This is a genomic window from Pseudomonas sp. Q1-7, assembly GCF_028010285.1.
Taxonomy (GTDB): domain Bacteria; phylum Pseudomonadota; class Gammaproteobacteria; order Pseudomonadales; family Pseudomonadaceae; genus Metapseudomonas.
Genome location: NZ_CP116304.1, coordinates 2305915 through 2318890, shown reverse-complemented (window position 1 = coordinate 2318890; position 12976 = coordinate 2305915). Strand labels below are relative to the sequence as shown.

The window sequence follows — 12976 nt, the reverse complement described above, 5'->3', positions numbered from 1 at the left end:
CGTAATATTCGTTAACGACTTTCATGCATGATCGAAATGAGCTGCGACCACTCTGGCGCAACATAACCGCTGGCTTGATTGAAACGAGCCCCATTCAAGGAGCGGTCAATTTGCAGTGAATCGTCCGGCGTGATCTCGATTTTTTTTCCATATTGCTTAGCGATCAACTTCAAAAGATCATGCTTTGAAATCGGTTTGGTCGCAACATGATAAAGCCCGCTCAGTTCGGCATTGGGAGCAACAAAGTCTTTCATAACACGCGCAAGCTCTGCGGTCGGGAGGCCAGAGAATATTGCCTTGGAGAACCCCTTAACCGCCCCCTCTTGCGCAAGAAACCAATCCACTAGAGAAAAATTCGTGGATAGTTCATGCCCGATAATTGAGGTTCTGAGCGTAATCACGTGAGGATTATCGCGTATTTCGCCAATGTATTTTGATTTTCCATACAAATCCTCAGCGTCCGATACGTCATCCTCAACATAATACCCTTTGCGACCGGAAAACACGCAGTCCGTACTGAGCTGGATCAGACGTGCTCCCAACAATCCGCAGAGATTAGCTAGCCGATGAGGAAGCATCGCGTTGATCGGTAGCGCACTAAGAGGATCTTTCGAGTCAGCAAGCTGCTTGATAAGCCCGACACAATTAATTACCAGCTGAGGCCTAATCCTCGCTAACACCTTCACCAGCATATCGTGGTCAAGCACGTCAACCCCAGACATAAGTCGTTCATGTGCCGTGGCCGGAAAATAATGTTTGTCCTGGGAATTCCGTAACGTACCCCAAACCTCGAACCCATCACTACTGTCAAAGATTTTATATACCGCGTTTCCGAGCATCCCGGTCACACCCAATACCAAAACACGCATGCCTAGCACTCCATCCGGAAAGCCAAATAATTTACCCCTGCCATGCCTCGCATTCTCAGCGACTCTCCGAAATGATTTCCCGATAGAGCGCTAAACAATCTCTCGTAAGGCCGTCCCACGTGTATCGCTCAAGCACCAACTGCTTCAAACGGGCGCCCATGGACTCAAGCATTACTGGCTCGTTCAGCATCTTCTCCAAGCACGCAGCAATGGACTCCACATTGACGCTAGCAACTCTACCACCGCCCACAAGCTCAACGTCATCAAAGCCACATCGGTCAGTGAGTAGAACTGGCGTTCCCGCCAACCCAGCTTCGAGAGCCACCAAAGACATCGCCTCCTGTCTTGATGGCACCACAAGCAAATCGACCCCCTCTAACGCATCATGCTTAGCTATCCCACCAAGAAATCCGACGAAGTGAATGCGCGATCCTACCTCGCAATCTCGCGCTTTGGCTCGTAGCTTTCCACCAAGCTCTTCATCACCACCCGCGAAAATCAAGTGCGCTTGCGGGAAGCGCCCAGCGAGACTGCAGAACGCTTCCAGCAATAAGTCCGGGCCTTTGATGGGACTTAGTCGCCCTAGAAAGAGCAATAACAGTGCATTATGTTCGAGGTCGTAAAGACGTCGAAAACGCTCACCTGAGGATCCTTTTCTTTCAGCTGGATTTACGCCATTTGGCAACAGAAAGATCTGTGAGTCAGTGACACCATACTCATAGAACTGCTCACGCTCCAAAGCTGTTACTGCCAAGCACCGGGAGGCGCTTCTGACGATTCGGCGCCCGACCAGTCGATTGAACGCCTTCTTCAATAGAGCGGATCTACCGAAGATCCGCAGAGACCCGGCTGGGCAATAGACATAAGGTCTTCCAAGTCGACGGGCAGCCATTGCAACCCTAGCGCCCAGTATGCTCCAATGCCCTGTTAAATGAACAATATCAGCTTGTGAGACGAGTTCGTCGATCCGGGCAGACGAAATACGTGGAACATAGAAGCGACGAAGCAAGCTGGGTACAAGCGCTAGTTCGACACCCTTCATATCCTCCATACGCGCCTTGGTGACTCCAGAATTCGTAGCCAAGACTGTGCATGCCACCCCTGCTCTGACGAGCGCTATGGCCAGCTGAAAGGTTCTCTCAGCAGTGCCCCCACCAACAGCCGGATCGATCGCATCACATACATGCAGCACTCTCACCGTTTACCACCCTGGTTACTGATGTACCAGCGCATAAAACCCTCAACCGACTCCTCCAGATGCACCTTATGGCGAAATCCCCAAGACACAATCTTGCTGCAATCATATCTGAGCTCAGGATTTGTTTGAGAACGCCCCATAAGAGCTAGCAGCACGCGAAGCAACCACGCAGGAATTGCAACGTCAAAGACCGTACCACGTCTTCCAGCTGCGTTCGCCAAGAGCCGATCAATGGCCTGATAGTGGTTCTTCTCATTGTGGTCATCGCTGAGAATGAAAACATTGCCATCCAGCGCTCTTTCACAAGAAACGAGAAAGACAACCGAGGCAACGACATTCTCCACACTTATTAGATGCATACTGCGCCGCCCATGCAGGAAGCGCAGAATAATGCGACGCCAATCTGTAGAGTAAAGAATTACACGCGCTAGTTTGACCAAGTTTTTCCCATTAGGACCAAACACTGCCGTCGGCCGAAGTATCCCAAGATCGACATCCTCACCAAGCCCTTTCCGCAACGCCAGCTCACAATTAAACTTCTGCCGCTCGTAATTATTCCGAGGCTCGCACGGAGTACTTTCATTCACGATGACAGCATCGGTATTTCCAACGACAGTTGCCGTACTGACATAGAGAAATCGCTTTACACCTGCCGCGCGACACGCCATCGCCAATTCAGAGCAGTCCGACGGCTTTACATCTCCCTCACATCCCCAAGCAGGCTGGGCAAGATGTATCACTATATCCCCCCCCTCTAGGAAAGCACTAAGGGTGCCAGGCTCCGTTAGATCACCTAAATACACCTCATCATTATCAAGCTTATTCACAGGCAATCTTCGGCGAAGTGTCCTCACCGTAAATTCGTGATTATCCAAGAGGAGCGGCATCAGGTGAGAGCCAATAAAACCTGACGCCCCCGTTACACAAATCACCTTCTTCTTGAACACAGAGTCATTCATCGGAGTGTTCTCGAATCACGAACTTATGGGTAAATCCCAGCACCAGCAATGCGACACAACACTCCAATATAAAAACCCCCCAGAGATAAGGGAAATTCATCTGACACACGGAATTCGCCACCAAAAGAGCGACCCACGAACTAACCAAGTGACTACCAGTCATTCGTACGGCCAGCCTTTCCACGAAGAAGACAATCGAAGCCAGGGCCATCATTCCAAAAAAAACAATGGAAAACGAGCCACTGTAAAAAAGAACAGCAGCGGCCCCAGGTAGAGTAAGAAACGTCAGACCTTCCTGATGTTTATAAAAGGATCCGGAGATTCTCTGGTACAGAGCATCTACGCCAGCGCTGGGTCTCTCCATAAGACCCGCCATCAGAAGTGAGATGCCCTGGCCTTCACTCGAAGCAACCGCCAAGGCCCCCTCAATCCCGATCCAGCGATCGACACCTAGCCTCAGTACCTGAAAAAAAGTCCCTCTGTAAAGCATCATGTCCTCCGCTCGCCCAACATCAAGCGCCGAAAGACTAGAGGGACTCTCAGAATCAATTATAGATGTAACAGAGGACTGACTTGGCTGACTCGGCTGGTAGGTGTCCAACCTGAACGCCGATACCAAAATTAGCGAAAACGCAAAGAATCCAGACATCAGCAGAGGCAAGCGCCATGTCCATAAAGCAATCATGCGCACAAGGTACTCACGCTTATGAAAGTACAAACAGCCCCCAACGGCCAAGTACAAGAATGGCAACACCGCGCGACTTGCCATAGAAACAGACATGATAAGAGCAAATATGCACACACCATAAATAGCAGGCCAATAACGATCCGGTTTCCGAGAAATCTCCCAATCCAGCAGCAAAGAAAAAATCATTGGCATACCACAGCACACCAACCAGGCAGCTATTGCATTTACCCCTGAAGGGAGAACCAGGCGCGCATTCACACCAACCTGAAAAAAAGAAAATCTATAATTAAAAAAATACAAAACAAAAGAGAGAAGTACAAAAATAACCCAAATATGTAAAAACCATCTAGAATAAATTGAAGGAATATTTTCTTTCGCAGAAACAGGTTTGACCGCGCAAAAACGCCTCTCAACGTAAACATGTAATAACCTGGACGCCGCCACACCGAGCGAAGCAACAGACGCGATACTTAGGGCCACATCTACCTGCCCTGGCTCGCCCAAATAATTACCCACCGGCTCAACAAATGGATATTCAAAAATCTCATGAACCAACCACTTGAGCCAGAAGCCGAGAAATAAGAAAAAAGCAAGATAACAATAACCATCACTCCTAAACCCTGCGAAGGCAAGCAGCGTCAAAAGCAGGAATGAAAAATGAAACATCACTAAAACCGGGAGGCTTCCCGCACCATGCAAGAACGACCAGAAAGCCAATAAAAGATAGCCCCCCAAAAAAGACAGATGCATCCACGTGCGACTCACGCCCGAGAAAGAAAATTGATCAATTCCGGACCACAAGGCGCGCTTCACGTTGGGCCTCGGAGGACTCACTCTGCTAACCCCTAATCTTCATCTTAAGCCAATGACGATAATGACCAAAAAGTCCGTTCAGCAAAAGCCGAACCGATCTGAAACTGAAGACCGACGTAACATTCAACCCCATGGCCTCTCTTAAACAACGCAACGCAGCAGCCAACCTTCTAGCACGCAAATGCAATCGAGCCATTAAAATACGCGCGTTCGCCTCCGCTCTTGGACGCTCGCTATATATCTCCCAAGGAACATCATTGCGCTCGAAATACTTCCTCAGGACATACTTGTATTCTTCAGTTTTACGTTCATCTGATGCGGCAAATGTCTGTGATTCGTTATGAACCCTAAACCCGGCGAGAAATCCAGGAACTCTACGAATCTCACCGAACAACCCAACCCGCAATATAAAGTCGTAGTCAGGTATTTGGCGCAAACATGGGTCCCACCCTCCCACACTATCAAGCACAACACGCTTGAACAAGGCGCCCGGTCCCACCGGGCATATACCCATCAACACCACATCACGGTAATCAAAATCAGGGGCCACAACACTGCGAAGTCGCCGGGAGCTTCCATCCATTAGGAAATAATCGGGGTACAAAAAAATAGCCCGCTTGTGAATTGCAAATTGCGCAACCAATTGCTCAACCGCAGTAGACTCCAATGTATCATCTGCACTCAAGTAACCGACTAGCTCACCGCGACTTAGTTGCCACCCCTTATTGAGGCTGGCCGCCTGCCCGCAATTATCCTGATTAATAATTACACATTTCCCAGAAAACTTCGAAAGAACATATTCTGTAGCATCCGTAGATCCATCATTAATAACTATTATTTCGACGTTTTTATAACTCTGAGCAAGAAGACTTTCAATAGTTTCCTCAACATACAGCTCCGCATTATAGGCAGGAACAACCAGTGAAACCAAAGGACCTGTTGGACTCGCCACATTCAACTTATTGACTTCAATACTCATTTCAAAGCTTTCAGATATTTATATGGGCGAAACACAACATCCATTGATGGATGGGTCCAAATACCAGTCGCGCGGTACGCAGAAAACCACATAAAAATACACTGCGTGGCCAACCCCACTGAAGTTGCCACAGCCACGCCTAGAGCACCATAATTAGATACCAAGGCCAAACTCATTGTCACAGAGAAGATTCCCGCTGCTAGAGTGACCCACATCATAAGCGTCTGTTTACCCGTCATCATAAGGGTATAACCGGCAGGACCGCATACTATGCTGATGAGCTGGCCAGCTGCCAGCACCACGAGAACCATTCCGGCTTCTCCGTACTCCACACCATAAACGTATTGGAGAATTTCTCCTCCCCAAAAGAGAAACAGCAAGAAAACAAGCAAAGCGGGTAGAAATCCAATCATCGCAGCTCCTCTTACGACTTTTTCGAGCTTCTCTCCCTCTCCTCTCGAAAATAGCTCGCTAATTATGGGCATCAACGCCGAGTTGATCACCAGCATGGGAAATGTCAAAAACTGAATAATTCTGGAAGCTGCCCCATACAACCCTATCGTAGCGCGATCCGTACTAGATGCCAGTATCCAAACATCGACCTGCAACAACACAATCAGCATCAAGTTTGCAATCCAAAGAGGCGCTGACATCTTCAGCAACGCTCGCCAACCACGTACAGAAACCCCCCCCCCCTCAAAGACAGCCAGCACGACATACCCAAAAAAGCAAGACGCCGCAGTTGAAATTACTATGATTCCAACAACCCCTGACAACTCTCCTACTCCAGACACTATCCAATACGCAAACAAACCCAAGGCGGCAAGAAAACTGGCAAGAAAGCCATTGAGAACTGAAGCCATGAATAAAATCTGAAGCCCCCTATAAATTTCTGAAAGGAGCATCAGCGCTGCAGAAAAAAATATCCAAACAGCCACAAGAGCTGGGAGGTAGCCATCAGAGAATGGTGTCTCACCGAACGCAGCGATCCCATGCCGAAGTACGAAGTACGAAATAGAGGAAATAGCCAGAGAGAAAAAAAGAGCAACGCCAGTTCCCCTCCTGATGACTTCCAGCCCTCTTTCTCGTTCACCTTTCCCCATCGCCTCAGCAATTAGCCTAACTAATGAAAAATTCAAACCAAACAAAGAAACTGCAGACGCCACCGACACGGCACTAAGCATGAGAAAATATGCCCCTACTTCCGCAGGGGCCATAAGCCTTGTCAAAATAACACTTATCACGAACCCGGATACGGATGCCAATAGACGAAAAATGAAGGCCCAGGCTCCACCCCTTAAGAGCCTGACAACCAGCGAATCTAAACTTGCCACAAGCACACCTTTGTTCGTTTAGCCAGAACCACCTTCACCCACGCAATACCCTGAGCGCGAAGTCAAGATATCGATCAGCCTGCCTACCTGAAGGTTCATATCAAAGTTTTTAGCAAAATACAGTTTTCCCATTTGCCCCATATGCTCGCGCTCCTCCGGAGCCATTTCGTACAAACGCTTGATATTAGCAGCAAGAGAGACTGGGTCCTCTGGAGGACTGACGAGCCCTGCTCCAGACTCCTGAACCACGCGAGCTCCCTCCCCTCCTAAAGACGCAATGATTGGCCTCCCAGCCGCCAAGTAAGCCTGCACCTTACTCGGTATAGTCAAAGAAAAAATTGGCTCATCCTTGAGTGACACTAGCAACGCGGACGAGATCCTAAACAAGTGCGGCATGGACTCCGCTGAAAATCGCCCGGGAACAATGAGATTACTCAAGCCCAGCAACTCCTTCTGCTCCTTTAGCCAATCCAGCTTACTGCCACTACCAATCACAAAAAGCTTTATATCTTTATTATCTTTGAGAAGACCTGCCGTACTTACAATTGCTTCAATGGCTTGAGCACTACCGACATTTCCAGCAAAAACAACACTGAAGCAGCATTCAATTTCATGAGCTAACCCAATAGGAATCTCACTCTCTTCCACAACAAAAGTACTGGAATCGATAGAATTTGGAAAATATACAATTTTTGATGAATCCGAATATGACATGACTGAATCAAGGAACGCACGCGACTGAATAAGAACTGTGTTGCTGCTCGAATAGATGAATCTAACCATATAACCAACAAGCTTAAGCAACGGGCCTTTCTTCACAAATCCAGTTGCAGAAAGACTTTCAGGCCAAAGATCCTGAACCCAAATAGCCAAATGAGCACGCTTCAACCACTTAAGGAAAACCGCCGGAATAGCCTGAGTTATTGGCGATACTGCAAAAACGATAATAAAATCTATTTCACGACCACGGAGCAATCGTGGAAAATTAAACAAACCAGAAAAAACAAACGACAGATAATTCAGTGCAAGATCAACTGCCCCGCCCCTCCCGCGAGGGCGGATAGGTACACGAATCACCTCAATATTTCCCGAGTAAGTTTCGTACTGAATGCCAGGCAACCCATAACCATTATAGATTTCACCATCGGGGTAATTTGGTTTTCCGGTCGCAACAGTCACCTCATGCCCTCGCTCGGCCAGTTTCCTTGAAAAATCATTTATCAAGAAATTTTCCGGCCAAAAATATTGCGAAACAATCAGTATTTTCATATAAAAATCGTCTTTGAGCCCTTCCAGACCCCAAAAAACAAATTATAAACAATGTTGAAACACAGATCAAAAGCCCGCCAAAGCAGAAATCACAAACAAGAAAACCTGGGATAGAAAGCCATCATAACAACTATCCATCACCAGGCGGGCAAATAACCTTAACGAAAATGAATATCAGGCTACTAATCCAAACTCCTACACACCACCACCCGACGCGAATTGAGTCAAATTTGCCCAATTGATAGGGAGGAAGAGAGCTCCATTACACGACAGACATGAGCAAGATCAACAAACGACTAAATCCCGTCATCAGCATAACGCAGCCATCTACGAGATCACCGAAACTATTCATTGACGCGATCCCGCAGTTCCTTCCCCGGCTTGAAATGCGGAACGTACTTGCCATCCAGCCTGACCGACTCGCCGGTCTTCGGATTGCGCCCGACGCGCGGCGCACGGAAATGAAGAGAAAAACTGCCAAACCCGCGAATCTCGATCCGGTCACCAGTTGCCAGCGCCTGGGACATCTGCTCAAGCATCGTTTTGATAGCGAGCTCTACATCCTTCGATGACAGCTGGCCCTGATGGGTGACGATTCGTTCGATCAACTCCGACTTGGTCATGGTTTTCCCTTCTAATTCAAGCGGCTAGATCAGCTCATTGAGGTTTTAGCACGCCAGAAGAGCTTTGAACAGCCCAAGCCGGGATGACAGGAATTGGACAAACAAAAAGGGCGGCCTAGGCCGCCCTTTTTGCTGGTGGAGCAGGGTGATTAGCCCTGGTTCTCCATCTGAGCACGGATCAGGTCACCAATGGTGGTCGGGCCGGTGGACTCGACTTCCTGCTTGCGCAGTTCCTTCATGGCGTCCTTCTCGTCATCAACGTCCTTGGACTTGATGGAGAGGCTGATTACACGGCTCTTACGGTCGATGCTGATGATCTTGGCTTCGACTTCTTCGCCTTCCTTCAACACGTTGCGCGCGTCTTCAACGCGGTCACGGCTGATTTCGGAAGCCTTCAGAACACCTTCGATCTCGCCGCCAAGGCTGATTACAGCGCCCTTGGCATCAACTTCTTTCACGGTACCGCGAACGATGCTGCCCTTCTCGTGCAGGGAGGCGTAGCTGGAGAACGGATCGTCTTCCAGTTGCTTGATACCCAGGGAGATGCGCTCACGCTCCGGATCAACGGAGAGGATGACGGTTTCCAGCTCGTCGCCCTTCTTGAAGCGGCGAACGGCTTCTTCGCCAACTTCGTTCCAGGAGATGTCGGACAGGTGAACCAGACCGTCGATACCACCTTCCAGGCCGATGAAAATACCGAAATCGGTGATCGACTTGATGGTGCCGGAAATCTTGTCGCCCTTGTTGAAGCGGCTGGAGAAGTCTTCCCAGGGGTTGGACTTGCACTGCTTGATGCCCAGGGAGATACGACGACGCTCTTCGTCGATGTCCAGAACCTGAACTTCCACTTCGTCGCCAACCTGAACGACTTTCGACGGATGGATGTTCTTGTTGGTCCAGTCCATTTCGGAAACGTGTACCAGGCCTTCCACGCCCTCTTCCAGCTCGGCGAAGCAGCCGTAGTCGGTGAGGTTGGTTACGCGGGCGGTCACACGGGTACCTTCCGGGTAACGGGCCTTGATGGCGACCCACGGATCTTCGCCCAGCTGCTTCAGCCCCAGGGATACACGGTTGCGCTCGCGGTCGAACTTCAGGACCTTCACGTCGATCTCGTCACCAACGTTGACGATCTCGGACGGATGCTTGATGCGCTTCCAGGCCATGTCGGTGATGTGCAGCAGGCCGTCTACGCCGCCCAGGTCCACGAACGCACCGTAGTCGGTGAGGTTCTTGACGATACCCTTGACCTGCTGGCCTTCCTGCAGGGATTCCAGCAGGGCTTCGCGCTCGGCGCTGTTCTCGGCTTCCAGGACGCTACGACGGGAAACGACAACGTTGTTGCGCTTCTGGTCCAGCTTGATGACCTTGAACTCGAGTTCCTTGCCTTCCAGGTGGGTGGTGTCGCGCACGGGGCGCACGTCCACCAGGGAGCCCGGCAGGAACGCACGGATGCCGCTGACGTCGACGGTGAAACCGCCCTTGACCTTGCCGTTGATAACGCCCTTGACCACTTCTTCGGCGTTGAAAGCAGCTTCCAGAACCAGCCAGGATTCGGCACGCTTGGCTTTCTCGCGGGACAGCTTGGTCTCACCGAAGCCGTCTTCCACCGCGTCGAGCGCTACGTGGACCTCGTCACCCACCTTGATGGTCAGCTCGCCTTGTTCGTTGTAGAACTGCTCGACCGGGATGACGCCCTCGGATTTCAGGCCAGCATGGACGGTGACCCAGTCACCATCGATGTCGACCACGATGCCGGTGATGATTGCACCCGGCTGCATGTCGAGGGATTTCAGGCTTTCTTCAAAAAGTTCTGCAAAGCTTTCGCTCATGTTCATACCTGTAGTCAAAGGCCAGGAAAGGCCCTATTCCGCACTCCAGCCAATGCGGTCAAGTCATCAATAGAGGCGACGGAGATCGAAGCTGGTATCCCGCGTCGCCCCGGTGGCGCCCTTCCCAACCGAAGCCGGTCGTGGCGCGAATCTCGGAGTTGACATTGGCATTTTCAACCTCCGGACGGAGGAATCGAGCCAACATAAGGGCTGGAATGGTAGCAATGGGGTTGACGCTCGTCAATTGCACAGCCGCGCCCATTCCGCTGGCGCAGGCAGTCTACAGCAGCCCTCCCTCACCCTGTATATACAGCGCCAGACGGCGCAGCATCGCGTCGCAACCGGCCAGTTGCTCGCTGCTGATGAACTCGTCCGGCTTGTGGCCCTGGCCCATACTGCCCGGCCCGCAGATCACCGTGGGGATACCGGCCTGGTCGAACAACCCGCCGATGATGCCGGCGAAATAGCCGCTGGAGAAACGCCGGTACCGCCGCCAGTACGCAGGCGCGGCTATCTGTTCGGGGTTGGCCGCATTCTGTTCAGAGCGAGGGATTCGCGAAATTATGATTTTTGTCGTCGCTGGCTAGGAATAAGCTGGGCGACCGCAAAGCCCGCGGCCCGCGTGGCCAAAGGCTTTGGCAATAGTTCTTTTAGGGGCAGGCACGACAAATCCGCTGGTCTTTGCGCACGCCGCGCCCCTTTGATCGAAATCCATTTGCCCAATCCGGGCCGGCCCTGATATCTGTATAAATCCACAGTAGAATCCAGCCTTTGCTCTCTGCCATGCCCGCCGCCCTCGAAGATCCCTTCTATTACCTGCACAACTTCCACACCCTGCTGGACTGGATCAGCGAGCGTTACAACGACCTGCTGAGCGACGAGGAATCGGCCTTTATCCGCGACTTCCGCGCCCTGCCACGGGCGTCGCAGGCGCTGCTGGTCCGCATGGTGATGCGAAAGGGCACGCTGTTCCGCGCGAGCAAGCTGAACTACGCGGAGATTGGCGACACGCGAGAAGCCGCCGCGCCGCTGGTGGAAATGGGGTGGGTGGACGCAGCGCCGCGGCTCGACCTGCCCCAGCTCTTTTCCTTGCTGACCCTGGGCGAGGTGGACGCTTGCTTCGGCAAGGCGCCAGGGCGCAAGGCCGAGCGCCTGCAAGCCCTGCTTGACGCACAGGGCCAAGCACGAGACTTCGGCGACTGGTACCCGGCCAGCAATGACCGCATCTACGCCCTCGGCCTGATGGACATCTGCGACCGCCTGCGGCTGATGTTTTTCGGCAACCTGTATCAGGACTGGTCCGAATTCGTGCTCGCCGACCTCGGCATCTACCAGTACGAAAAGGTCGAGATCGATGCTGCAGCACGGGGCTTCCGGGTGCGCGCCGACCTTGATTACTACCTGCGCCTGCACCATTGGCGTGAACGTTTCGAGGCGGGTGAAGCCTTGGACGGGCTGCTGGCGGAGCTCCCGGTGGAACCTCACGCCAACCCGTGGCTGGATGCACGTCGGCGCAAGCTGATTTTCCAGGTGGGCCAGCACTGCGAGCGCTGCGAGCTACCGGAAGCGGCCCTTGTGCTCTACAGCCTGAGCGACTACGCCGGCGCGAGGGTGCGTCGCATCCGCGTACTGGAACGCCTGGAGGCCCGGGCCGATGCCTTCGAGCTGGCCATGCAGGCCTGGTCCTCTCCCGAGAGCGACGAGGAACGCCAGCATCTGGCGCGCATCCTGCCGCGCCTGCGGCGCAAGCTGGGCCTGCCCAAGGAGCCCGTCGCCGGCAGAGCACCGGTCCGGCGCATCGATCTGGTCCTGCCCCAGCCGCCTGAGCACTTGTCGGTGGAGCACGCGGTGCTGCTGCACCTGCAGCAGGAGGACGCCCCCGTGCACTACGTGGAAAACACCCTGATCAACTCGCTGTTCGGCCTGCTTTGCTGGGACGCCATCTTCGCGGCTTTGCCCGGCGCCTTCTTCCACCCCTTCCACAATGGCCCGGCGGATCTTCTGAGCCCGGACTTCCATGGCCGGCGCGCGGACCTCTTCGACGCCTGCCTGACCCAACTGGACAGCGATGCCTACCTGGCCACCATCCGCCGGATCTACACCAGCAAGCAGGGGCTGCTGTCACCCTTCGTCTACTGGAGCAACCTGGACGAGGCCCTGCTCGAACAGGCCCTGGCCTGTCTGCCGGCCGCCCAACTCAAGGCCTGCTTCCAACGCATCCTCACCGACATCAAGGCCAACCGCGCCGGGTTGCCGGACCTGATCCAGTTCTGGCCGCAAGCGCGCCGATATCGCCTGATAGAAGTGAAAGGCCCCGGCGACCGCCTGCAGGACAATCAACTGCGCTGGCTGGAGTTCTGCGCCGAACACGAAATCCCCGTGGAAGTCTGCTACGTGCAGTGGGCGAACACCTGA

General features: G+C 52.5%; 10 protein-coding genes and 1 pseudogene. 1 reads left to right on the top strand and 10 read right to left on the bottom strand.

What is annotated here, in order from left to right:
- Positions 1-11: 11 nt before the first annotated feature.
- From PJW05_RS10695 to PJW05_RS10650, 10 genes and pseudogenes are all read right to left on the bottom strand, one after another.
- Complete coding sequence (locus PJW05_RS10695) at positions 12-869, bottom strand: dTDP-4-dehydrorhamnose reductase family protein (protein ID WP_271411683.1); 858 nt, start codon at positions 867-869, stop codon at positions 12-14.
- A 55-nt stretch (positions 870-924) separates the two neighbouring features.
- Positions 925-2067, bottom strand: coding sequence for a glycosyltransferase (locus PJW05_RS10690; RefSeq protein ID WP_271411682.1), 1143 nt, complete (start codon positions 2065-2067; stop codon positions 925-927).
- Positions 2064-3014: an NAD-dependent epimerase/dehydratase family protein gene (locus tag PJW05_RS10685; RefSeq protein ID WP_271411681.1), complete on the bottom strand. Its 951-nt coding sequence runs from the start codon at positions 3012-3014 to the stop codon at positions 2064-2066. The genes PJW05_RS10690 and PJW05_RS10685 overlap by 4 nt, the downstream gene beginning before the upstream one ends.
- Positions 3015-3018: 4 nt before the next feature.
- The gene (locus tag PJW05_RS10680; protein WP_271411680.1) at positions 3019-4527 is read right to left on the bottom strand and encodes a hypothetical protein; all 1509 of its coding nucleotides are present in this window, start codon (positions 4525-4527) and stop codon (positions 3019-3021) included.
- Between the two features lie 25 nt (positions 4528-4552).
- A complete protein-coding gene (locus tag PJW05_RS10675) occupies positions 4553-5506 on the bottom strand; it encodes a glycosyltransferase (protein WP_271411679.1) in 954 nt (317 codons plus the stop codon).
- Positions 5503-6840: an oligosaccharide flippase family protein gene (locus tag PJW05_RS10670; protein ID WP_271411678.1), complete on the bottom strand. Its 1338-nt coding sequence runs from the start codon at positions 6838-6840 to the stop codon at positions 5503-5505. The genes PJW05_RS10675 and PJW05_RS10670 overlap by 4 nt, the downstream gene beginning before the upstream one ends.
- A gap of 18 nt (positions 6841-6858) precedes the next feature.
- Entirely contained in the window at positions 6859-8109 is a 1251-nt protein-coding gene (locus PJW05_RS10665; protein ID WP_271411677.1) for a glycosyltransferase family 4 protein, read from the bottom strand.
- A gap of 344 nt (positions 8110-8453) precedes the next feature.
- Positions 8454-8732, bottom strand: coding sequence for an integration host factor subunit beta (ihfB, locus tag PJW05_RS10660; protein WP_226283900.1), 279 nt, complete (start codon positions 8730-8732; stop codon positions 8454-8456).
- Between the two features lie 149 nt (positions 8733-8881).
- Entirely contained in the window at positions 8882-10561 is a 1680-nt protein-coding gene (rpsA, locus tag PJW05_RS10655; RefSeq protein WP_044875460.1) for a 30S ribosomal protein S1, read from the bottom strand.
- A 280-nt stretch (positions 10562-10841) separates the two neighbouring features.
- Positions 10842-11018: pseudogene (locus PJW05_RS10650) on the bottom strand (acetylornithine deacetylase); the annotation flags it as partial.
- Positions 11019-11344: 326 nt separating this feature from the next.
- Here PJW05_RS10650 and PJW05_RS10645 point away from each other — a divergent pair.
- A complete protein-coding gene (locus PJW05_RS10645) occupies positions 11345-12976 on the top strand; it encodes a VRR-NUC domain-containing protein (RefSeq protein WP_271411676.1) in 1632 nt (543 codons plus the stop codon).

Excerpts from the sequence above, each read along its gene's own strand:
- rpsA (WP_044875460.1), bottom strand. The coding sequence starts at position 10,561 with ATGAGCGAAAGCTTTGCAGAACTTTTTGAAGAAAGCCTGAAATCCCTC.
- ihfB (WP_226283900.1), bottom strand. The coding sequence starts at position 8,732 with ATGACCAAGTCGGAGTTGATCGAACGAATCGTCACCCATCAGGGCCAG.
- PJW05_RS10675 (WP_271411679.1), bottom strand. The coding sequence starts at position 5,506 with ATGAGTATTGAAGTCAATAAGTTGAATGTGGCGAGTCCAACAGGTCCT.
- PJW05_RS10645 (WP_271411676.1), top strand. The coding sequence starts at position 11,345 with ATGCCCGCCGCCCTCGAAGATCCCTTCTATTACCTGCACAACTTCCAC.
- PJW05_RS10665 (WP_271411677.1), bottom strand. The coding sequence starts at position 8,109 with ATGAAAATACTGATTGTTTCGCAATATTTTTGGCCGGAAAATTTCTTG.
- PJW05_RS10695 (WP_271411683.1), bottom strand. The coding sequence starts at position 869 with ATGCGTGTTTTGGTATTGGGTGTGACCGGGATGCTCGGAAACGCGGTA.